The sequence below is a fragment of the Kitasatospora sp. MBT66 genome (genome assembly GCF_000710405.2).
GTDB lineage: Bacteria > Actinomycetota > Actinomycetes > Streptomycetales > Streptomycetaceae > Kitasatospora > Kitasatospora purpeofusca.
The window spans coordinates 1-19,877 of the sequence record NZ_JAIY01000006.1 but is presented as its reverse complement, the minus strand read 5'-3'; the positions used below and the strand labels follow the sequence as shown (position 1 = coordinate 19,877).

Genomic DNA, 19,877 nt, shown 5'->3' with positions numbered 1-19,877 from the left:
ATCCGGCCCGGCGCCGCTTCCCGGCACCGCCACCCGGCAGCGGGCGGGGGTGCCGGGATGGTGCGACGCCATGCTGACGGCCGGGTTCGAGGACGTCCTGGCCGCCGTCGCCGGTCCGGACCGGGTCGGCGACGGCCCGGACTGGGCCGCCGTCGAGGCCGTCGCCGACACCTGCCACCGCATCCCGTACCCGCAGGAGCTCCCCGCCCTGCTGCGGCCCTGGCTGGCGCGGCGCCACTTCGCGACCTCCTGGCGCTCCACCTCCCGGGGCGGCCGTTCCTGGTGCCGCGAGCGGACCGCCCGCCCCGGCGTCCGCACCCCTGCGGCCGTCCGGCGTATCATCGCGCTACCGGAGGCGCCGGAGGGAACGAGCCGCTGACCGACGCCGGCCCGGGCACCGCACCCGCACCCGCACCCGCACCCGCACCCGCACCGCCGGTACACCCTGCTCCGCTGCGCACGCCGTCCCATGTGCTTCTCCTTCTTGAACGCGCCTACGGTTGGGCCGTCAGCATGTCGTGAAGGTCGCCGAGGCGTCCCGCGCCCGGGCTGCGGCGATTCCTGATGGCGGAGCGGACCGCGTAGAGCACTGCCAGGCCACGTTCGTCGCCGCGTTGGGCGAGCCCGGCGGCGGCTTCGATCCTGGCGTCGAGGTGGGAGTCCTTCAGGTGCGCCGTCATGACGGTGCGCAGCTCGGGGGTGTCGATGGGGGACAGGGTGAACTTGTAGAGCGCGGTCGTCCGGGTCTCGGGGGCGGGATCAGCGGCCAGGCGCACAAGGGCCGCGAGGACTTCCTGCTGCTCGGCTGCGCCGAGGGCCGGGTTGATGAAGAGGTGGGTGGCGACGCTGCGGCGGACGTTCGGGGCGATGTGGTCGGCGTGGATCAGGATCGCCGGGACTTCCTCGCGTTGGCAGTAGCCGGTGAAGGCGGCGATGACGGCGGCGAGTGCGTGCGGGTCCTGCTCGGTGTCCAACAGGGGGCGCAGGAACTCGGCCGCCTCGCGGGTGAACGGCGGCTCGTCGTCCTTGTCGACGTCGAGGCCGAACCCCAGGACGTTCACCGTGTCGAGCCCGAAGCGTCGGCGGCCGAGTGAAGAGGTGTCCTCCGCGGCCTTGCGCGCCCAGTCGAACGTCTCCTGGTCGGCCCGGACACCCAGCTGGAAGAGCGAGGCGGACCAGTCGTCGTGCCAGGGATCACCGTGTATCAGGGCGCGGGCCAGCAGTTCGTCCGGCGAGCGTCGGATTCCCAGCACGGCCTCCAGGTCAGTGAGGACTGCCCGGTGTGCGGGGCGTTGATCCGCCGTCACGTCGGAGCGGGAACCGATTGCATCTTGCGCCGCGCGAAGTGCACGGCGGTGCGGGCTGTCGGCGCTCAGCGGGTCCCGGCTCCGGGACAACAGGGCCTGCAAGATCCAGTACATGCCGTGTTCGGCCGCCCATGTCACCGGGTCGACGCCGCCGGCCCAGGGGCGGGTCACGTCGACGTCCGATTGGACCAGCCAGTCGACGACCTCGTCGCGTCCGGCGTACGCGGCGGCGGCCAGCAGGGTCACGGCGTCCTCACCCGCGAGTTCGCCTGCGGTTACCTCTTCCAGGAGTTCGAACGCCGCAGCGTCGTCGCCACGCTCGACAGCGGCCAGCAGCAGGGGAAGGTGGTGCATCGGGTGATTGTGCCCATGAGGGAAGGCACAGGGCCAACCGATTTCGGATGACGCTGCCACGGGCACCGGTCGAACTTCGGTGCGACGGGACAGTGACGGCGCCGCTTTCGAACGGGAGGACTCGACGCGGGCCAAAGGGGGCAGTGAGGTTTTCGCTCGGGGTGGCCCTCCTGCGGGATCCCGCAGGGGGGCCGTTGGGTGCGGTTATTCGGCGGGGGTGCCGTGGAGGAGGAGGGGGAGGTGGGCGCCGCGGGTGAGGGCGTCGAGGGCGTGGGTGGTGCGGCGGTGGTGGTCGGGTTGCATGTTGTCGGCGAGTTGGGCGCGGTGGAGCCAGTGGGCGGCGGTGACGGTGTGCGGGGGTCGGTGGCGGGCGACGGTGGATTCCTGGGCGGGGCTGAGGTGTCCGCCCCAGTGGACGAGGTGGAGGGCCTCGGGGAGGAGTCGGGTGGGGGTGTGGTCGGTGGCGAGGATCTTACGCAGGGGCAGGACGAGTCCGGTCTGGGTGTCGGTGTGGCGGCGGGCGGCGTGGTGGGGGAGTTCGTTCTCCTCGGCGGGTCCGCCGGGCAGGACGAGGCCGGTTTGGTGGGTGGTGCCGATGACGAGGAGGGCGCCGTCGCGGTTGAGGATCAGGGCGTGGTGGTGGTGGCGTCGGCGGGGCGGGGTGGCGAGGAGCGAGGGGAGGTGGTGCAGCACGTGGGGCTCCTGGGCGAGGGTCAGTTGTCGGGGTTCTTGGGCGAGAGCCAGGTGAGGCAGGCCGGGAGTCCGGCGCTGATGCCGGTGGCGAGGACGAGGCCGAAGATGAGGAGTTGGGGTCCGAGGGGTCCGTCGTGGATGGGCCGGCAGACGAGGGCGGCGGCGCAGGCGCTGAGGGTGGGGACGGTGACGGCGGCGACGACGAGTCGCAGGGGGCGGTTCACGCCACGTCGGAGATGCGGGGCCGGCTGGGGTGCTGGACGCTGAGGAAGCGGGGGCTGGGCAGGGCCTGGATGCGGTTGGGTTTGGTGGTCCACTCGCAGCCGCCGGCCTCGTGGCGGAGGTAGACGAGCCCGGCGAGGGTGTCCATGTAGACCGCTTCGAGGGGCTTGCCGGAGGTGTCGAGGTGCGCGAGGTCGCGGACGACCTCGCCGACGGCAGGGGTGTAGATGGGCATGGGGGCTCCACTGGTTGCACTGTGCGTTTGGATCACTACGACCCGTATCCATGGTGGAGCTGGAGAGGCTACGATCGGAAGGACTTCAACTCTCTAGTTCACACTGCTTTAAGTGGGGCGATCTTGAAGCGCATCAAACTTGATCCGACGTCATCTCCACTTGCTGCCTTCGCGGTTCAACTTCGCCGGTTGCGCGAGGCGCGAGGACTGACCCAGGTCGAACTCGGCACGCTAGTTCGATACTCCAGCGTCTACATCTCGAACGTGGAGACGGCAAAGCAGGCCCCGAGCTTAAAGTTCGTCCAGCGGGCCGACGAAGCACTGGCGGCTGGCGGAGCACTGGAGCTGCTGTGGTGGAGTTGGAAGAACGGAGCGCTCATTCCGGGATTCCCCGAGTACGCCACCAAGGAGCGCGAGGCGATCTGCATAAGGTTCTTCGCAACAGGTCTGGTGCCTGGCGTCCTCCAACATCATGACTACTCGGCGGCATACGAGGCCGCGATCGTGCGGCGCGGCGAGGCCACTCGCGCTCAGGCGGACGAGCGACTCCGAGTTCTCGCTGTGCGGCAGAAGTTGCTGGAGCGGACACTGACCATCCATGCCGTGCTGGACGAAGGCGTTCTTCGCCGTCCGATCGGCGGCGCTGCCGTCATGGCGCAGCAACTCGCCTACCTGACGGAGCTGTCCACCCGACCGAACGTCGTCCTGCAGATCGCGCCGTACGGCCTGGGCGAGGAACGCCCCCTATCGCACGCGGTCACCCTCTTGACGCTGCCGAATCGCGCGATGGTCGGGTACACCGAGACGCTTCAACGGGGCTACCTGGAACAGGATGCCGAAGCCGTCGCAGGATGGGCAAGAAAGTACGATCGACTCCAGGTGGACGCACTTCCCCGGGCGGACAGCCTGGCCATGATTCATGAGGTACGGAAGGAACTTGATTGCCATGCACGTTGATCTGTCAGGCGCCGAGTGGCGCAAGAGTTCACACAGCGATGGTGGGGGCGGGTGCATCGAGGTCGCCGATGGCTACACCGATGTCATGCCGGTTCGAGACTCCAAGGACCCGCAAGGCCCCTCCCTCCTCTTCCCCTCCGGTGCCTGGCGGTCCTTCGTCGCCGGCGTGCAGGCGGGCGAGTTCGGCACCGTCTGACCTGAACCGACTCCTGGGCCCCGACCGGACTCCCGGTCGGGGCCCACGTGTCGAGCCTGGGAGTCCGGCTCCACGGACACGGCAACGGAGCACCTTTGCGGCACACCGACCGCGGATGCTGTGATCCGGAGTGGTAAGTCGACGGGGCCGACTTCCCACTCTCCCAAGGACGGCACCGACTTGTGGCACCGCGCAAGGGCCCGGCGGGGTTGGGCCATTCGGCGGGGGTGTCGCGGAGGAGGTGGGGAGGCAGGGAGGGGGGAGGTGAGCGCCTCGGGTTAGATCCTGTCCGATGGGTCGTGTGAGCTGACGGCCTAGTGTTTGCTGAACGAAGGAGGCCGCATGTCACGCGATACCGCCGAACCAGAGACGGGGATGAAGGGAATCACGTTTCCTGCCTGGCACGGAAAGCACTACGTGACCCTGGCTGAGCTACTGGTTCGCCTCGGCAGCTTCGGTCTGGACCTGACGTGGCGCATCGAATTCGATGAGATCGTCGATCCTCGCTGTGTCGAGATGGAGAGGAGGTCCGCCGACGCAGGCATGGACACGTTGACGCTGTTGTCGTTGACGACGCCCTTCCTTCAGTTGATCGACGCCGAAGCACGTGGGTTCGCCGGGGACGAGCTCGTGCTCGTGCTGACCGAATTCGACAGCTCTTTGTGGGATGTCAGGGCTGTCGACGAGCGCGTACTCAACGAACTTCGCCACCACTACCCGGGTGCCACGGACCTCTGACCCGGGGCGCTTCACTCCGGACGGAGCCGCAGGCGGATCGTGGCCGCGCCGCCCGGCTCCGCGGCCCCGCCGGGAGCGGCGACGAGGAGTCGGCGGCGGGTGCTCAGTACAGCTTCTTCACCGCGGTGTTCAGGGTGTTCTTCCACGGGATCACAGGCGGATCGCCCCAGTAGCTCTGCCACAGGACCAGCGTCACCGTGTCGCCGTCGCGGCCCACGCCCCACAGGTAGTTGTAGTCGGGGCGCTCGGTGGCGTTGGAGTTGAAGGTGTGCACCCCTTGAAGGGTGGCGCCCTCCTCGACGTCGATCACCCCGTGGTCGAAGTAGGTCGCGGTCACGCCGGGCCGCTGCGGGGCGTGCGCGCAGGCGATGTAGTCCTGCCGGGCCTTGTCCGCGAAGGCGACGGCCTCGGCCTCCGTGGCGAAGACTGCCACCTTCTGCTGGGCGAACGCGGTCTCCGCGGTGGTGAAGTCCCGGTGCCATACATTGACTTCGGCCGGCTCGGCCGGCCAGCCCACCGGACAGTCGAAATCGGTGCCCCACCCCCGGGCGGTCGGGCTGGCGCGCCACGACTCGGTCTTCGGCAGGTCGGAGATGTACAAGGTCCCCGGCTGCGGCCGCCACTGGTCGGCAGCCGCCGCCCGGCCCGGAGCCACCCCGGCCCCCAGGGCCCCGACCGCCAGCACCGCGACCCCCACCGCGACCGCGCCCCCACGCAAACGTGCACGTACCCCCATGGCTTTCCTTCCTCCGTGCGCTTCAATCACCCCGTTCCGCCCTGAACCGGGGCAGACTCCCCTTCACGGTAGGGTGTCAGCGCCCGTGCGGCAGGGCCTTTCGGTCGGAATGACCGAAAAATCCAAGGCTGTTGACCGAGAACACGGCCAGTGCGGCAACCGCAGGCACAGCAGCCGTCGCCCGGACCGGACAGGTGGAACCGCGGATGGGCCAGCAGCCACGACTCGATGTCGAGCGTCTTGTGGTCCTGCCGGGCCGGACGTAGTCGTGGCTGCGGCGTTCGGGAACACGAGGCACCATCGGTAGGACCGGCCGGGACCGGTCCAGGGCCTGGACTGCGACATCCCCGTCGCCACCGCCACCGACCTCGCCGACCAGTGCGTCGCGTTTCCCCCTCCGATGCCTGGCAATCCTTCGTCACAGGTGTGCAGGCAGGCGAGTTCGGCACCGTCTGACCCGAACTTCCGCTCGGGACCCACGCGCCGCCAGTGCCGCATCAGGGGACGTTCGCCCTTCCCAAAAACCGACAGAGGTCGGAGCAATGCGGTTCCCAAGGCCGTAGAGATGGGTTCGGCGTCGGGATCGCGCTGCGGCAGAATGGCCGCCCCCCGCTGGCGGAACGTGCCAGGATCCTCGGATGGAGATCCGTCGTGTCACTCAGGTCGAGGCGGTCGACGCCGCTGGACATCTCTTCGACACCGCCCCAGGGCGGGAGGCAACTGAACGGTTCCTGACGGACGAGCGCCATCATCTCCTGATCGCCTATGTGGACGACGTCCCGGCGGGGATGGTCACCGGTGTCGAGATGACCCATCCGGACAAGGGAACCGAGATGTTCCTGTACGAGCTGGGCGTGGACGAGTCGTTCCGTGAACGTGGCGTCGGCCGGGCTCTGGTGTCGGCGCTTGCGGACCTGGCACGTGAGCAGGGCTGCTACGGCGTGTGGACGATCACGGACGAGGAGAATGCGGCGGCACTGGCGACGTACCGCCGCGCCGGCGGCGTCCCGGAAACGGGGCAGGTGGTACTCACCTGGGCAATCGATCAGCTGTAGACCGACGCAACGGATCCCGATCCCACACTGCGTGGTTGGCCACCTGGGATGTGCGGGTCTCCGTCAAGCCGGCCTGGTGGCTGAACACTGCGGCTCGTGACCTACCTACCGCCCTCCGGAAATGATCTCGCTGCCCGACGTGGGCGGCGCTACGGTGGCGGCATGCCGATCAGCGTGAATGTGCGGACATACACCGGAGAGACCCTGGCAAGCTGCACCCACCCGGCGATCGGTGACCTGTGTCGACGAGCCGCGACTCTGGCCTTGCCGATGCTCGGTCACGTCGATCCCTATGACGACACCTGGTTCAACAAGTCGCAGATGCGGCTCCTGGTCCCGGAGCTGAGGGCACTGATCGACAGCACTTCAGCACCCGAGGCCGAGGCCGCAGCAGAAGTGCTTGCCCTGGCCGAGCAGCTTGAACTCAAGCCGCACCGCTACCTCGTCTTCGTCGGCGACTGAAGATCACTTCTCGACCCAGGGCCTACAGCCGCACTGCGGGGCCGACCAAGGGGCGGAGGGTGGGCGGGACAACAGCGGGCTGACGGGCCGGGGCCGGGAGGATGCGGTGCAGGGGCGACGGGACTCCACCCCTCCGGGACCACTCGTGCGGGTAGCCGAGCGACACCTCGTGGAACGGGACGCCGTCCGCGCGCACCGTGCGTGGGATGTGCAAGTGTCCGTACACAACAGCAACAGCGTTGAACCGCCGGTGCCAGTCGGCCGTCTGCTCGGTGCCGCACCAGAGGGCGAACTCCGGGTGGCGCAGCAAATAGGTCTGCTCCCGCCGCAGCGGGAAGTGGTTGACCAGCACGGTCGGCAGCGCCGGATCCAGAGCCGCCAGCCGACGCTCGGTGACGGCCACCCGGGCCTGGCACCAGCTCTCCCGGTCCGGGAACGGGTCGGCGTGGAGCAGGAGTTCGTCCGTGCAAACCACCCCGGCCGCGTGCGCGGCGGCGAGCGCGGCGTCCTTGGTGGCGGTGCCGCGCGGGCGGAAGGTGTAGTCGTAGAGCAGGAACAGCGGAGCGACCGCGACCGGCCCGTCCGGGCCCGGCCACAGCGCGTACGGGTCCTCGGGGGTCAGCACGCCCAGGCCCCGGCACAGTTCGACCAGTGCGCGGTAGCGGGCGTCGCCGCGCAGGCGGACCGGGTCGTCCGGGAGGGTCCAGAGCTCGTGGTTGCCGGGGGCCCAGATCACTCGGGCGAAGCGCCCGGCGAGGAGTTCCAGGGCGCCGGCGATCTCGTCGAAGCGTTCGGCGACGTCGCCGGCCACGATCAGCCAGTCCTCGTCGGTGGCCGGTCGGAGGGCTTCCAGGACGGCGCGGTTACCGGCGTGGCCGACGTGCAGGTCGGCGACCGCGAGCAGGTTCGGCGTGCTCACCGGGACGCCCCCACCGGCGCGGTGGCCGCGAGCAGCCGCCGGGTGTAGGGGTCGGCGGGCTCCGCGAAGAGCCGGTCGACGGTGGCGGTCTCGACGAGCCGGCCGTCCTTCATCACCGCGACCCGGTCGGCGAGGTGCTGGACCACGCCGAGGTCGTGCGAGATGAACAGCAGCGCGAGGCCCAGCTCGCGGCGCAGGTCGGCGAGCAGGTCGAGGATCTGCGCCTGCACGGAGAGGTCGAGCGCGGAGACCGGCTCGTCGCAGACCAGCAGGGCGGGCGCCGGGGCCAACGCACGGGCGATGGCGACGCGTTGGCGCTGGCCGCCGGAGAGTTCGGTCGGGCGGCGGGCCAGCAGCGCGGCGGGCAGGCCGACCTGGTCGAGCAGTTCGGTGACCCGGCGACGCCGTTCCTCGCCGCGCGGGACGCCGGTGCGGGCGGCCGCCTCGGCTACCAGTCGCTCGACGGTGAAGCGCGGGTCGAAGGAGCCGAGCGGGTCCTGCTGGACGGCCTGGATGCGCAGCCGGTCGGCCCGCCGTCCCCGTTCGGTGAGCGCGCTCCACGGGCGGCCGTCGAGGAGAACGCTGCCGGTGTCGGGGCGTTCCAGGCCGAGCACGATCCGGGCGGTGGTGGTCTTGCCGGAGCCGGACTCGCCGACCAGGCCGAGCGTCTCGCCCGCGTGGAGCCGGAAGGAGACGTCCTGGACGACGGGGCGGCCGGCGAAGGAGCGGCCGATCCGGTCGACGTCGAGGAGGGGGGTGCGGTCGGCGCCGTCAACAACAGTCGGGGCCGGATCGGGCTCGCGGACGGAGAGCAGCGAGGCAGCGGCCGCCGTCGGGTGCCAGCACCGCGAGCCGAGCGCGTCGACCGGCGGGAGGGTGCTGCGGCAGGTGTCGTCGGCGGCGGCGCAGCGGGCCGCGTAGGGGCAACCGCCGGGGGAAGCAGGGGGGCGGCCGGCCGACTCGGGGGCAAGCCGGGTGCCCCGGGTGCGGGCGCCGGGGACGGCGGCGAGCAGGGCGCGGGTGTAGGGGTGGCGCGGTTCGGCGAGCAGGCGTTCGGCGGGGCCGGTCTCGACGATCCGGCCGCCGAACATCACCGCCACCCGGTCGGCGAGGCGGCCGACCACCGACAGGTCGTGGCTGATCAGCAGCAGGGCGGTGCCCTTGCCGCGGAGTTCGTCGAGCAGGTCGAGGACCTGGGCCTGGACGGTGACGTCCAGGGCGGTGGTCGGCTCGTCGGCGATCAGCAGGTCCGGTTCGGCGGCGAGCGCGGAGGCGATCAGGGCGCGCTGGCGCAGGCCGCCGGAGAGCTGGTGGGCGTACTGGGCCGCGCGGCGTTCCGGCTCGGGGACGCCGGTCCGTTCGAGCAGGGAGCGGACCCGGGCGGGGAGTTCGGCGCGGGCGGCGAGGCCGTGGACGCGCAGCGGTTCGGCGATCTCGGCGCCGACGGTGCGCAGCGGGTCTAGCGAGACCAGGGCGTCCTGGAGGACCAGGCCGATCCGCCGTCCGCGCACCTCCCGCCACTGGCCCTCGGTGAGGGTTGCGAGGTCGAGGCCGTCGAAGGCGAGCCGGCGGGCGGAGACGGCGGCGGGGACGCGGCCGCCGGCGCCGGTGAGGCCGACCAGGGTACGGGCGGTGACGCTCTTGCCGGAGCCGGACTCACCGACCACGGCCAGGCACTCGCCCCGGTCGAGGGCGAAGGAGACGTCCTGGACGGCGTGCACCGGGCCGAAGCGCACGTCGAGGCCCTCGACGGCGAGCAGGGGCGGGGAGGACTCCGGGGTACCGGGGGCGGCGGGGTGCGTCATGCGTCGGTCCTCCGGGTGAAGCGGGCCTGGGCGCGGCGGCCGAGGACGTTGACGACCAGGGCCGTCGCGGTGATCGCGGCGCCCGGGAAGACGCCGACCCACCAGGCGGTGGCGAGGAAGCGCCGCCCCTGGGAGAGCATCGCGCCCCACTCGGGGCTGGGCGGCTGCGGGCCGAGGCCGAGGAAGCTGAGCCCGGCGGCGGCGATCAGCGCGGTGCCGAAGCCGACGGTGGCGAGCACCAGCATCGGCCCGACGGCGTTCGGCAGCACGTGCCGGACGATCAGCAGCGGGCGCGGCAGGCCTAGTCCGACCGCCGCCTCCACGTATCCGGAGCGGCGGACCACCAGGGTCTCGGCGCGCACGATCCGGGCGTAGCCGGGCACGAAGGCGATCGCGATGGCGAGCATCACGTTGAGCGAGCCGGTGCCGAGCACGGTCACGGCGAGCAGGGCGAGCAGGATCGGCGGCAGCGAGAGCAGCACGTCGGCCAGGCGCATCAGGATCTGGTCCGCCCAGCGGCCGCCGAGCGCGGCGGCGAGACCGAGCAGGGTGCCGCCGGTGATGGCGAACGCGGTGGCGCCGAGGCCGAGCAGCAGGGACGGCCGGGCGCCGTGCAGGACGCGGGCGAACAGGTCGCGGCCCAGCTGGTCGGTGCCGAACCAGTGCGCGGCGCCGGGCGGGGTGAGCGCCTCCGCCGGGTGGGTCTCGATGGGCGAGGCGGAGCTGAGCAGGCCGGGGGCGAGCGCGGCGACGAGCAGCAGCGCGAGCGCGGCCAGGGCGAGGAGGAGGGCGAGCGGGGGCCGCCGACGGGCGGGCGCGGCCGGGGCCGGGACCTCCGGCGCCTTGAGGAGCACGGCGGCGGGCACGGCGTCGGGACCGGGGACCGGTTCAACAGTGGTATGGGCCATGGCGGTTCAGTCGGTCCTCAGCCGTGGGTCGATGACGAGGTAGAGCAGGTCGACGAGGGCGGAGATCACCACGAAGACCAGCGCGGAGAGCAGTACCAGTCCGATCACCAGCGGCAGGTCCTTGTTGGTGGTCGCCTGGAGGGTCAGCGCGCCGATGCCGGGCCGGCCGAACACCGACTCCACCAGCACCGCCCCGCCGAGCAGCGATCCGGTGAGCCAGCCGGTGAGGGTGACCACCGGCACGGCCGCGTGCCGCAGTGCGTGCCGCAGCACCACGGCGGCCGAACCCACGCCCCGGGAACGGGCGGTGAGCACGAACGGCTTGCCGAGCGCCGTCTCCAGTCCCTCCCGCAGCACCTGCGCGAGCATCCCGGCGACGGGCAGGGCCAGGGTCACGGCGGGCAGTACCAGCGCGGCGAAGCCGTCGTCCCCGGCGACCGGGAACACCCGCAGTTGGAAGGAGAACGCGGTGAGCAGCAGGATCCCGATCCAGTACGAGGGGCTGGACACGGCGAGCAGTTCGGCGAGCGAGCTGAGCGCGCGCAGGGCGGGTCGGCGGCCGGCCGTGCCGACCGCCGCGAGCAGGGCCAGCAGGACGGCCAGGCCGAGTGCGGCGGCGCCGAGTTGGACGGTCGGGCCGAGCTGGTCGCCGATCAGGTCGGCGACCGGGCGCTGCAGCTGGTAGGACTCGCCGAGGTCGCCGGTGAGCAGGTGGCCGAGGTAGGTGAAGTACTGCACGGGCACCGGCCGGTCCAGGCCGTACTGCTCCTGGATCGCCGCCTTGACCTCGGGGGTGGCGGCGGTGCCGGGGCCGAGCATCACGGTGACCGGGTCCCCGGGCACGAGTTGGAGCGCCGCGAAGGCGACGGTGGCGGCGCCGAGAAGGACGGCGGCCGCGCCGAGCAGCCGCCGCGCGGCGGCCCGCAGCAGGCGCGGGGCGCTGCTGCGGGCCGGCGCCGGCGTGTCCGCCGGCTCCGCGAACCCGGTGGTTCCGGTGCTCACTTGGCGATCCAGGCGCCGTGGAAGGCGAGCCAGGTGTTGGGGTCGGCGGTGAGGCCGCGGACCTTGGCGCCGGTGCCGACCACCGCGGTGCGCACGTACAGCGGGACGATCAGCCCGAGCTCGATCGCGCGCTGCTGGGTCTTGGTGTAGACGTCCTGGCGGACGGCCTTGTCGAAGGTGCCCTTGCCGGTGGTGGTCCACTGGTCGAGCTGGGCGTCCTCGTAGAAGGTGGCGTTCTGGCCGCCGGTGGACGGCTTGCTGGCGCTGTTGAAGTAGAGCCGCAGCACGTCCGGGTCGAAGCGGGCCCAGCTGTAGTCGGCGATGTGCTCCTTGCCGCCGTAGACGTTGGCGATGTAGGTGCCGATGTCGAGGCGGGGGCGGGTGATCTCGACGCCGATCTTCTTCAGGTCCGCCTGGATCGCCTGGCCGAGGGTCTCGCGCTGCTCGCGCACGTACTCGGCGGGCGGCAGCGGCCACTCCAGCGAGAGCCGCTTGCCGTCCTTGGTGCGGTAGCCCTCGCCGTCACGGGCGGTCCAGCCGGCCTCGTCCAGCGCCTTCTCGGCCGCGGCCTTGTCGTACGGCCAGGACTTCTCCAGCGACTTGTCGTAGTACGGGGTGCTCGGCGCGATCGGGCTCCAGGCCCGCTTGTAGACGCCGAAGTAGACGGACTGGATGTCGGTGTCGAGATCGATGCCGCGCTGCACCGCCTTTCGCACCTTCGGGTCGTCCAGCGGCGCCTTGGTGGTGTTGAGCACCAGCGCGTAGTTGGCACCGGGCGCGTCGGTGGCGATGGTGCGCAGCTTGGGGTCGCCCTGGACGGTGCGCACGTCGGCCGGCGGGATCGGCTCGGCGACCTGCACCTGTCCGCTGCTGAGCGCGCCGACCCGGACCGAGTCCTCGGTGAGGAAGCGGATGGTGAGCTTCTCCAGGTAGGCGGCGCCCTGGTGGTTGGCGCTCGGCGGCGCCCAGTTGTAGTCCGGGTTGCGGGTGAAGACGGCGCTCTGGCCCTTGGTGTAGCCGGTGAACACGAACGGGCCGGTGCCGACGTCGGCCGGGCCGCCGGCGCCGAGCTTGGAGCCGTTCTCCTTGATGGCCTTCGGCGAGTAGAAGCCCAGGTAGGCGGTGCTGGCGGCCTGGAGGAAGGGCGCGAACGGCTCGGAGAAGTTCACCTTGACCGTGTGCGCGTCGACCACCTCGGTGCCCGTGTAGGGGCCGAGCAGGCTGGCCGCGTACTGGGACTTGGTCTCCTTGGCGACGATCCGGTCGAAGTTGGCCTTGACCGCCTCCGCGTCGAAGACCGTGCCGTCGGTGAACTTGACGTCCTCGCGCAGGTGGAAGGTGTAGCTCTTGAGGTCCGGCGCGATCTCCCAGGACTTGGCCAGCCAGGGCTGGAACTCGCCCTTGTCGTCCTGGTGGACGAGCGAGTCGAAGACGTTGCGCTGGATGGCCCCGGTGATGTCCTGCTGGCTGACGTGGATGTCGAAGGAGATCGGCTCGACGTCGGTGGCGTAGGTCAGCGAGCCGCCCTGGACCGGCTTCTCGTCGATACCGGCGGCGCCGGCCGTGGCGGCTGCACCGGAGCCGGAGCCGGTGCCGGAGCTGCAGCCCGCCAGGAGCAGCGCCCCGGCGGTGAGGGCGGCGAGCAGCGGAAGGGGCCGGGGCCCGGTGATGGCCATGCTGGTGACTCCGTCGCGGTACGAGGGGTGGTGGGAGGAATACCGGGACGCTATCGACGGGCCGACGGCGGCGAACCCCTACCGGACCCCTAGCGCACCCTTAGGCCCTCTCGTTCGGACCGCGCCCGCGGTCGCCGCCGGGCCCGCACACCCCCCGGCCTTCGACCGGGAGGTACCCCCGGCTCGCCCCCGGGGCCGCACAGCGGCTGTGCGGCCCCGGCGATGCGGCCCGGCGCGGCTCCGGTCACAGGTTGACGGCAGCCGCGGTGTCGTGGAGCTCCTGTGCGTCCATCTCGGCGACGCGGGTGGCGAAGAACCAGGAGTGGCCGAAGGGGTCCTCGAGTTCGGTCTGGAGGTCGCCGTGGAACTGCATCTCGACCGGGCGGACGACACGGGCACCCGCGGCCGCGGCCCGTTCGGCGAGGGCTTCGACGTCCGGCACGAAGACCATGAGGTTGACCGGGGTTCCGCCGATCGTCCGCGGGCTGCGGAAGCCGTACTCCGGGTATTCGTCGCGCAGCATGAAGACGGCGCTGCCGATCCGGAACTCGGCGTGGGCGATCCTGTCGCCCTGGCGCGGGATCTCGATCAGGACGTCCGCGCCGAATGCGTTCCTGTAGAAGTCGATCGCCGCCTTGGCGTCGTGGACGTTGAGGTAGGGGACGCCGCCCTTGTACTCGTCGGGCACCGGGTTTGCCATGGTCTTTCCTTTCGCCGTTGCTGTGCCTCAATCCTCGGCGGCCGGTCCACCTGCAACAACGACGGAATCCGAAAGGATCGTTAACCCTGGAGTTAATGATCGAAGTCGGCCGCTAGCGTCGACGGCCGTTCCGGTCACCGACCGATTTCCACCCGGAGGAGGTCGGTGAACGCACGGACGCGGGTGGTCCCGGCGGCGGCACTCCAGACCGGTCCGTACACGATCGGAGGGAGGTCGGCGATCGGGATGTAGGCGATGTCGGGGCGGCTGTGGTGCCGGACGGCCTGGCTGCCCACGATCGCCATGCCGGCGCCGGCGCCGACCAGGGTCAGCAGTTCCTGGCGCGAGGTGAGCGTGTGCGTCCGCTGGACGGGTCGTCCGGTCGGGGTCCTCGGCGGCACGAGGGCGTCGAGCAGGTACGCGGGCGCGTCCGCGGGCACGAGGACGGTGTCCCTGGCGAGGTCCTCCACGGTCACGTGGTCCTTTCCGGCGAACGGGTGCCTGGCGGACACGGCCAGCATGCGTTCGTCGCGCAGGAGCGCCGGTCCGGCGGCGAGGTCGGGCTCGTCCACCGGGAACTCGGTGATCTGGAGGTCGAGCTCCCCGGCACGCAGGGCGCCGAAGGCGTCGGACAGGTGCACCTCGCGGATGCGGACCTCGCACTCGGGGTGGTGGGTGCGGAACACCGCGGCGGCGGCCATCACGGCCTCGCCGACCAGCGGGCTGGAGAATCCCACCCGCAGGACGCCGGCGAAGCCCCGCCCGGCGGCGACCGCCTTGGCGATGCCTTCCTGGATGCGCTGGTGGCCCGCCCGGACGTCGTCGCGCAGCGCGCTGCCGACGGGAGTGAGCGCGACGTGCCGACTGGTCCGTTGGAACAGCACCACCCCGAACCGGCGCTCCAACTGCTTGACGGTCTGGCTGACCCGGGCGCCGCTCACCCCCAGCCGCTCGGCCGTGCGTCCGAAGTGCAGTTCCTCGGCCAGGGTCAGGAAGATCTCGATGTCGCGCCGTTCCATGGTTCGCAGGTTAGTGGTCGTGCTCTGCCGGGTGGTGTCGGGGCTGCCCTCGGTCGGCCGACCCGGGCCGTAGGGCGGCCGGGGCGCAGGAAATGGCTTGCCGCCCCGGCGGCTGTCTGTCAGCGTTCGGCCTGGATCGACAGTTGATCATCGACGGTCGGTCGATGTCGACAGGTCGGCGGCCTCTTGGGAATCCACCGAGGAGGTAGAGGTACGACGGGAGCCGGTGCCATGGGGAACAGTTACGAGGACGAGTGTCGCCGGTCGTTGGCCGAGGAGCAGGCGAGGAGCCTGGCCGGGACCAACGACTGGGAGCATGTGGACAGGGCCCGGGTCCACCAGGACTGGGACGTCCTGTACCGGGAGATCACGGTCTTCCTGAACGACGGCGCCCTGCCCGGGGACCAGGAGATCCAGGAACTCGTCCGCAGGCACTTCGACATCGTCTGCCGGTTCTACGTCCCCTCCAGGGAGGCCTACGTCGGCATGTCGCTCTTCTACGCCGAGGACGAGGCGATGAGGGCGCTCCACGACTCCTACCACCCCGGGATGGTGGACTTCCTGGGTGCCGCGATCAGGGTGTTCGCCGATCAGGGGACCGGGTTCGCCCCGGGGGCCGGATCCGGGGCTCCGGTGGGGTCGGGCGACACCGGCCGGTGACGTGCGTCGGCGGGTGCGTCCGGACCGTCGTCCGGGCGCACCCGCCGGGTGGCGGCGCCGGGGATCAGTCGCGGTGGTGGCGCTGGCGCGGGTAGCGGGGGACGGAGCGGCGGTGGGCGATCCGCCAGCCGTCCGGGGTGCGGGTGTAGACGTCGAAGTAGTCGCCGTTGTGGACGCTGCCGTCCGGCAGGATCGCCAGGTAGCGGCTGCGGCCGCGGAAGGTGCCGTCCTCGTCGACGGTGAACACCGAGTCCAGGGTCTGGTGGTCCGGGTGCTCCGGGCCCAGGTCGCGGGCGAACACCCGGATCTTCTCCAGGCCGGTGAACACCGCGCCGGTGCGGGTCAGTTCGATCACCCCGTCCTCGGCGAACACCTCGGCCAGCGCCTGCGCGTCGGCGTTGTCGAAGGCGTGCGAGAAACGGGCGAGCAGCTGGCGCAGCTCCTCGGCGTCGGCCGGGGTCGGGCCGGTCGTCATGGGCGGTCTCCTGAGGGTTGTGGTGGTGCGACAGACGGGTGGGTGGGGTGGAACGGGGCCGGGCCCGGCCGAAAGGAGAAGGAAGCGGCCGGGCCCGAGTTCGGGGATGGACGGTCAGACGATGGCCGGGGCCAGCTGCTGGACGATGCCCAGGCGGTCCGGGAGCACGTTGTAGCGGACGACCTTGTTGTCCCGCACCGTCAGCCAGCTGATGCTGTGGCCCACGAAGGAACGGCCGGTGGCCGGCACGCCGAAGATCGGTCCGACGTGGGTGCCCTCGATCCGCCAGAACGCGATCACCCGGTCCCCCTCGGCCACCAGGTCCTCCACGGTGGCCTTCACGTCGCGGACGTTCTGCCACAGCCAGCGCAGGTGCTCCTCGAAGTCCGCGCGGGTGCCGCTGCCGCCCGGGCCGACCCGGGTCTCGTCGGCGGCGTCCTCGGCGACCAGCTCCTCCAGCAGCTCGACCCGCTGGCCGGTGACCAGCTCGTGGTAGTACCGCTCGACCAGGGCCTTGTTCGCCTCGATGCTCATGGCTTCTCGCTCTCTTCGGTAGACGGAAAATCGGGGTGGAACGGAAATCGGTGGTCCGTGTGTGCGTGTGTGCGTGTGTGCAGGCGTGCAGGCGTGCAGGCGTGCGGGCGTGCGGGCGTGCGGGCGTGCGGGTGGCTCAGCGGGACGGAGCCGCCGGCGGCGGGAGCAGGATGCCGCCGTTGGCGCTCAGCCCGCCGTCGACCGGGACGGTGACCCCGGTGACGTAGGAGGCCGCCGGGGAGGCCAGGAACCAGACCACCTCGGCCTGTTCGCGGGCCTCCGCCCAGCGCTGGGCCGGGATCCGGCGGGTGATGAAGGCCGAGAACTCCGGGTCGGCGACCTGCCCGGCCGTCAGACCGGTGACCGTGCCGCCCGGCGCGATCGCGTTGATCCGGATGTTCTGCGCCGCGTAGTCGATGGCCGTGGCGCGGACCAGGTTGATCACCGCCGCCTTGGTCGCGTTGTACGCCCACGTCCCCGGGTCGCCGCGCAGGCCGGAGACGGAGGAGGTCGCGACGATCGCCCCGCCGCCGGCCTCCCGCAGCGCTGGTACGGCGGCGCGGATCCCGAGCACCACACTGCGCACGTTCACCTGGAACAGCCGGTCGAAGCGGTCGACCGCGCCCGGCGCCTCCAGCGGCCCGCCGCCGCCCGTACCGGCGTTCAGGACCGCCGCGTCCAGCCGCCCCCACCGCTCCTGGGCGAGCGCGACCGCGCGGAGGTTGGTCTCCTCCGACGACACGTCACCGGCCAGGGTCACGACGCCGTCGATGCCGGCGAGCGCGTCCAGGCCCGCCTTGTCGACGTCCACGGCGACCACGCGGTGGCCCCGCTCGGCGAACAGCCGGGTCGTCGCCTCGCCGATGCCCGACGCCGCGCCGGTGACCAGTACTACGGGGTGGGTCATGCCTGTGTCCTTCCTCAGGTTCCTCAGGGGATCGGTGGTGCCCGCGGTTCTCGCGGCACCCTCGGGAGTTCGCACCGCGCGGCTCAGGAGGCGGGCCGCTCGATGCCTTCGAGCCACTGCCGGACGGCGTCGGCGGTCGTCGCGGTCTTGTGCTCCAGCACGGTGAAGTGGTCACCGGGTATGTCCCGGGCCTCGTGCGGAACGGGCCAGTACGCCCGCCAGTTGTCGCGTTCCTCGGTGTCGACGACCATGCCGCGCAGCGGGGTGTCCGCCCGCAGCGCCAGGATCGGCGCGGTGAGCGGCGCGGGCTGCCAGCCCGCGAACACGTTGTTGTAGCCGCCCATGGCGGTGAGGCTGGCGTCGCTCCAGACCATGTCGTACTGCTCGATCCGGTCGATCATGCCGCCGAGCATCGAGTGCAGCCACCACTCCCCCATACCCTCGCGCGCCGCGCTGTCGATCGGGTAGGAGTCGATCAGGACCAGGCCCGCCACCGACCGGCCGAGCGCCTCCAGCCGTTCGGTGACGGCGTGCGCGACGCAGCCGCCCATCGAGCGGCCGACGACGACGAACGGGCGGTCCTCGTCGAGGAGTTCGAGCACCGTCTCGGTCTGCATGGTGAGGTAGGTGTCGAGGTCGTCGGGCAGCAGGTCGGACGGGTCCCAGCCCGGCGAGGGGACGACGAAGACGTCCCGCTCGCCCTCGAAGGCGTGGCCGAGCCGGGCGTACTCGTGCGGGCCGGAGATCGCGCTCAGCGCCGGGAAGGCGACCACGGCCAACTCGCCGTCACCGGTGGCGAGTCTGATCGGCTTGAGCGCGCGCTCGGCCCGCTCCGCCACGCCGAAGCGGTCCCGCAGGGCGGAGGCGACGCCGATCAGCGCCGAGGCCTCGGGGAAGCCGCCCCGGGCCGCGAGGCGGCGGTAGAGCGTGGACAGCGGGTTCCTGGGGTCGTCCGCCTCACCGGCTCCCGCGCTTCCGGCCGCCACGGCGAACGCCTCGGCCCCGGCGCTGGAGATCAACCCCGAGAGGTGGTTGGAGAGTTCGGTCGGGTCCGGGTGGTCGAAGGTCACCGTCGGGGGCAGCCGCAGTCCGGTGGCGGCGGTGATCCGGTTGCGCAGCTCGACGGCGGACAGCGAGTCCAGGCCCAGGTCGTTGAACGCCTTGCCCGGCGGCACCGCGCCCGGCTCGCTGCCGAGCACGGCGGCGACCTCGGTGCGGACCAGTTCCAGGACGGCCGCGACCCGCTCCTCCTCGCCCAGCGCCGCGAGCCGCGGCAGCAGGGTCGGCGCCGCGGTGGCCGAGGGCGCCGCGCCGGCGGTGCGCCGGGCCGGCGGAACCAGCCCGCGCAGCAGCGGCGGCACCTCGCGCTGCGCCCGGACGGCGGCCAGGTCGAGCGGCACGGCCGCCAGGAACCCGGCGTCGACCCGCTCGGCCGCGTCGAACAGGGCCGTCCCGCGCTCGCTGGGGATCGGCCGCAGTCCGGCACGCGCGGCCCGGCGGAGGTCCGCCTCGGTGAGGTGCCCGGTGATGCCGCTGACCTCGGCCCACTGCCCCCAGGCCAGGGACTGGGCGGGCAGGCCGATGCTGCGGCGGTGGGCGGCGAGGGCGTCGAGGTAGGTGTTCGCGGCCGCGTAGCTCCCCTGCCCGGGGCCGCCGAGCACGGCGGCGACGGAGGAGTAGAGGACGAACGCCGCCAGGTCGTGGCCGCGCGTCAGCTCGTGCAGGTGACGGGCGCCGTCGGCCTTGGGAGCCCAGACGGCGGCCAGGCGCTCGGGCGTGAGCGCGCTCAGCACCCCGTCGTCGACCACACCGGCCGTGTGGACCACGGCGGTCAGCGGGTGCGCGGACGGGACGGCCGCGATCGCGGCGGCGAGCGCCTCGCGGTCGGCGGTGTCGGCGGCCGTGATCGTCACGTTCGCGCCCAGGGCGGTGAGTTCCTCGCGCAGTTCGGCCGCGCCGGGCGCGTCGGCGCCACGGCGGGACAGCAGCAGCAGGTGGCGGACACCGCGTTCGGTGACCAGGTGCCGGGCGAGCAAGGCGCCGAGGGTCCCGGTGCCACCGGTGATCAGCACCGTGCCGTCCGGGTCCCAGGGGCGGGCCGAGGTCTCGACCTCGGGGACGGCCACCCGGACCAGGCGCGGGACCCGTGCCCGCCCCTCGCGCAGGGCCAGCTGCGGTTCGCCGCCGGCCACGGCCGCCGCCAGGGCGGCTTCGGAGGCGTCGGTGCCGTCGGTGTCGACCAGCACGATCCGGCCCGGGTTCTCCGACTGCGCCGAGCGCACCAGGCCCCACACCGGGGCGGCGGTCAGGTCCGGCG

Annotated in this window: 23 protein-coding genes; 7 read left to right on the top strand and 16 right to left on the bottom strand. The window is 72.0% G+C overall.

The genetic code is table 11. The annotated features are described in order from the left end of the window. The coding region (locus BI06_RS12675) for a hypothetical protein (protein WP_206743636.1) at positions 1-379 on the top strand (379 nt) is incomplete at its 5' end. 115 nt (positions 380-494) lie between these two features. On the opposite strand, the gene BI06_RS12670 is transcribed toward BI06_RS12675, so the two are convergent. The 4 genes from BI06_RS12670 to BI06_RS50635 form a co-directional block, all read right to left on the bottom strand. After that, complete coding sequence (locus BI06_RS12670; RefSeq protein ID WP_043468060.1) at positions 495-1,661, bottom strand: ankyrin repeat domain-containing protein; 1,167 nt, start codon at positions 1,659-1,661, stop codon at positions 495-497. A 204-nt stretch (positions 1,662-1,865) separates the two neighbouring features. Next, positions 1,866-2,354, bottom strand: a complete 489-nt coding sequence (locus tag BI06_RS50645) for an NUDIX domain-containing protein (RefSeq protein WP_051740923.1) — start codon at positions 2,352-2,354, stop codon at positions 1,866-1,868. Between the two features lie 20 nt (positions 2,355-2,374). Then, positions 2,375-2,578, bottom strand: a complete 204-nt coding sequence (locus tag BI06_RS50640) for a hypothetical protein (RefSeq protein WP_043468057.1) — start codon at positions 2,576-2,578, stop codon at positions 2,375-2,377. Then, positions 2,575-2,811 (bottom strand): hypothetical protein, encoded by a 237-nt coding sequence (locus tag BI06_RS50635; RefSeq protein WP_043468055.1) that lies wholly within the window; start codon positions 2,809-2,811, stop codon positions 2,575-2,577. The genes BI06_RS50640 and BI06_RS50635 overlap by 4 nt, the downstream gene beginning before the upstream one ends. 123 nt (positions 2,812-2,934) lie before the next feature. On the opposite strand from BI06_RS50635, the gene BI06_RS12650 reads away from it, so the two are divergent. The 3 genes from BI06_RS12650 (at position 2,935) to BI06_RS12640 (ending at position 4,702) form a co-directional block, all read left to right on the top strand. Next, positions 2,935-3,768 carry a helix-turn-helix transcriptional regulator gene (locus tag BI06_RS12650; RefSeq protein ID WP_043468053.1) on the top strand — a complete coding sequence of 278 codons (834 nt, stop codon included), beginning with the start codon at positions 2,935-2,937 and terminating at the stop codon, positions 3,766-3,768. After that, positions 3,758-3,964 carry a DUF397 domain-containing protein gene (locus BI06_RS12645; RefSeq protein WP_043468051.1) on the top strand — a complete coding sequence of 69 codons (207 nt, stop codon included), beginning with the start codon at positions 3,758-3,760 and terminating at the stop codon, positions 3,962-3,964. The genes BI06_RS12650 and BI06_RS12645 overlap by 11 nt, the downstream gene beginning before the upstream one ends. A gap of 342 nt (positions 3,965-4,306) precedes the next feature. Next, positions 4,307-4,702 carry a hypothetical protein gene (locus BI06_RS12640; RefSeq protein ID WP_233290130.1) on the top strand — a complete coding sequence of 132 codons (396 nt, stop codon included), beginning with the start codon at positions 4,307-4,309 and terminating at the stop codon, positions 4,700-4,702. A 103-nt stretch (positions 4,703-4,805) separates the two neighbouring features. Here the strand turns inward: BI06_RS12640 and BI06_RS50630 are convergent, their stop codons facing one another. Further along, positions 4,806-5,438: a hypothetical protein gene (locus tag BI06_RS50630; protein WP_158516423.1), complete on the bottom strand. Its 633-nt coding sequence runs from the start codon at positions 5,436-5,438 to the stop codon at positions 4,806-4,808. 638 nt (positions 5,439-6,076) lie between these two features. Here BI06_RS50630 and BI06_RS12630 point away from each other — a divergent pair. Together BI06_RS12630 and BI06_RS49415 are read left to right on the top strand one after the other, a co-directional pair. Beyond that, positions 6,077-6,493 (top strand): GNAT family N-acetyltransferase, encoded by a 417-nt coding sequence (locus BI06_RS12630; protein ID WP_043468048.1) that lies wholly within the window; start codon positions 6,077-6,079, stop codon positions 6,491-6,493. 162 nt (positions 6,494-6,655) lie between these two features. After that, entirely contained in the window at positions 6,656-6,955 is a 300-nt protein-coding gene (locus tag BI06_RS49415; RefSeq protein WP_149030361.1) for a hypothetical protein, read from the top strand. A gap of 22 nt (positions 6,956-6,977) precedes the next feature. On the opposite strand, the gene BI06_RS12620 is transcribed toward BI06_RS49415, so the two are convergent. From BI06_RS12620 to BI06_RS12590, 7 genes are all read right to left on the bottom strand, one after another. Then, positions 6,978-7,874, bottom strand: coding sequence for a metallophosphoesterase (locus tag BI06_RS12620; RefSeq protein WP_051740913.1), 897 nt, complete (start codon positions 7,872-7,874; stop codon positions 6,978-6,980). Beyond that, a complete protein-coding gene (locus BI06_RS12615; protein WP_051740910.1) occupies positions 7,871-9,679 on the bottom strand; it encodes an ABC transporter ATP-binding protein in 1,809 nt (602 codons plus the stop codon). Before BI06_RS12615 ends, BI06_RS12620 begins: the two co-directional genes overlap by 4 nt. Beyond that, positions 9,676-10,587: an ABC transporter permease gene (locus BI06_RS12610; RefSeq protein WP_051740906.1), complete on the bottom strand. Its 912-nt coding sequence runs from the start codon at positions 10,585-10,587 to the stop codon at positions 9,676-9,678. Before BI06_RS12610 ends, BI06_RS12615 begins: the two co-directional genes overlap by 4 nt. 6 nt (positions 10,588-10,593) lie before the next feature. Further along, complete coding sequence (locus tag BI06_RS12605; RefSeq protein WP_233290129.1) at positions 10,594-11,589, bottom strand: ABC transporter permease; 996 nt, start codon at positions 11,587-11,589, stop codon at positions 10,594-10,596. Next, positions 11,586-13,265, bottom strand: coding sequence for an ABC transporter substrate-binding protein (locus BI06_RS12600; RefSeq protein ID WP_043468043.1), 1,680 nt, complete (start codon positions 13,263-13,265; stop codon positions 11,586-11,588). The genes BI06_RS12605 and BI06_RS12600 overlap by 4 nt, the downstream gene beginning before the upstream one ends. 244 nt (positions 13,266-13,509) lie before the next feature. Then, entirely contained in the window at positions 13,510-13,965 is a 456-nt protein-coding gene (locus BI06_RS12595; RefSeq protein WP_043468041.1) for a VOC family protein, read from the bottom strand. Positions 13,966-14,099: 134 nt separating this feature from the next. Further along, on the bottom strand, positions 14,100-14,984 hold the full coding sequence (locus tag BI06_RS12590; protein ID WP_043468039.1) for a LysR family transcriptional regulator: 885 nt from the start codon (positions 14,982-14,984) through the stop codon (positions 14,100-14,102). Between the two features lie 231 nt (positions 14,985-15,215). Here BI06_RS12590 and BI06_RS12585 point away from each other — a divergent pair, with 231 nt between their 5' ends. After that, a complete protein-coding gene (locus tag BI06_RS12585; protein ID WP_051740904.1) occupies positions 15,216-15,644 on the top strand; it encodes a TipAS antibiotic-recognition domain-containing protein in 429 nt (142 codons plus the stop codon). A gap of 64 nt (positions 15,645-15,708) precedes the next feature. Here the strand turns inward: BI06_RS12585 and BI06_RS12580 are convergent, their stop codons facing one another. From BI06_RS12580 to BI06_RS12565, 4 genes are all read right to left on the bottom strand, one after another. Next, the gene (locus tag BI06_RS12580) at positions 15,709-16,119 is read right to left on the bottom strand and encodes a nuclear transport factor 2 family protein (RefSeq protein WP_051740901.1); all 411 of its coding nucleotides are present in this window, start codon (positions 16,117-16,119) and stop codon (positions 15,709-15,711) included. A 114-nt stretch (positions 16,120-16,233) separates the two neighbouring features. Next, on the bottom strand, positions 16,234-16,653 hold the full coding sequence (locus tag BI06_RS12575) for an ester cyclase (protein WP_030398551.1): 420 nt from the start codon (positions 16,651-16,653) through the stop codon (positions 16,234-16,236). A 136-nt stretch (positions 16,654-16,789) separates the two neighbouring features. Continuing rightward, complete coding sequence (locus tag BI06_RS12570) at positions 16,790-17,560, bottom strand: SDR family NAD(P)-dependent oxidoreductase (RefSeq protein ID WP_030398550.1); 771 nt, start codon at positions 17,558-17,560, stop codon at positions 16,790-16,792. Between the two features lie 83 nt (positions 17,561-17,643). Beyond that, positions 17,644-19,877, bottom strand: a 2,234-nt coding sequence (locus BI06_RS12565) for a type I polyketide synthase (protein ID WP_043468037.1), incomplete at its 5' end; no start/stop codon positions are given.

Bases quoted from the DNA above. Each gene is read 5' to 3' on its own strand.
- BI06_RS12575 (WP_030398551.1), bottom strand. From the start codon at position 16,653: ATGAGCATCGAGGCGAACAAGGCCCTGGTCGAGCGGTACTACCACGAG.
- BI06_RS12645 (WP_043468051.1), top strand. From the start codon at position 3,758: ATGCACGTTGATCTGTCAGGCGCCGAGTGGCGCAAGAGTTCACACAGC.
- BI06_RS12580 (WP_051740901.1), bottom strand. From the start codon at position 16,119: ATGACGACCGGCCCGACCCCGGCCGACGCCGAGGAGCTGCGCCAGCTG.
- BI06_RS12670 (WP_043468060.1), bottom strand. From the start codon at position 1,661: ATGCACCACCTTCCCCTGCTGCTGGCCGCTGTCGAGCGTGGCGACGAC.
- BI06_RS50635 (WP_043468055.1), bottom strand. From the start codon at position 2,811: ATGCCCATCTACACCCCTGCCGTCGGCGAGGTCGTCCGCGACCTCGCG.
- BI06_RS12610 (WP_051740906.1), bottom strand. From the start codon at position 10,587: ATGGCCCATACCACTGTTGAACCGGTCCCCGGTCCCGACGCCGTGCCC.
- BI06_RS12570 (WP_030398550.1), bottom strand. From the start codon at position 17,560: ATGACCCACCCCGTAGTACTGGTCACCGGCGCGGCGTCGGGCATCGGC.
- BI06_RS12600 (WP_043468043.1), bottom strand. From the start codon at position 13,265: ATGGCCATCACCGGGCCCCGGCCCCTTCCGCTGCTCGCCGCCCTCACC.
- BI06_RS49415 (WP_149030361.1), top strand. From the start codon at position 6,656: ATGCCGATCAGCGTGAATGTGCGGACATACACCGGAGAGACCCTGGCA.
- BI06_RS50630 (WP_158516423.1), bottom strand. From the start codon at position 5,438: ATGGGGGTACGTGCACGTTTGCGTGGGGGCGCGGTCGCGGTGGGGGTC.
- BI06_RS12615 (WP_051740910.1), bottom strand. From the start codon at position 9,679: ATGACGCACCCCGCCGCCCCCGGTACCCCGGAGTCCTCCCCGCCCCTG.
- BI06_RS12630 (WP_043468048.1), top strand. From the start codon at position 6,077: ATGGAGATCCGTCGTGTCACTCAGGTCGAGGCGGTCGACGCCGCTGGA.
- BI06_RS12590 (WP_043468039.1), bottom strand. From the start codon at position 14,984: ATGGAACGGCGCGACATCGAGATCTTCCTGACCCTGGCCGAGGAACTG.
- BI06_RS12640 (WP_233290130.1), top strand. From the start codon at position 4,307: ATGTCACGCGATACCGCCGAACCAGAGACGGGGATGAAGGGAATCACG.
- BI06_RS12585 (WP_051740904.1), top strand. From the start codon at position 15,216: ATGGGGAACAGTTACGAGGACGAGTGTCGCCGGTCGTTGGCCGAGGAG.
- BI06_RS12595 (WP_043468041.1), bottom strand. From the start codon at position 13,965: ATGGCAAACCCGGTGCCCGACGAGTACAAGGGCGGCGTCCCCTACCTC.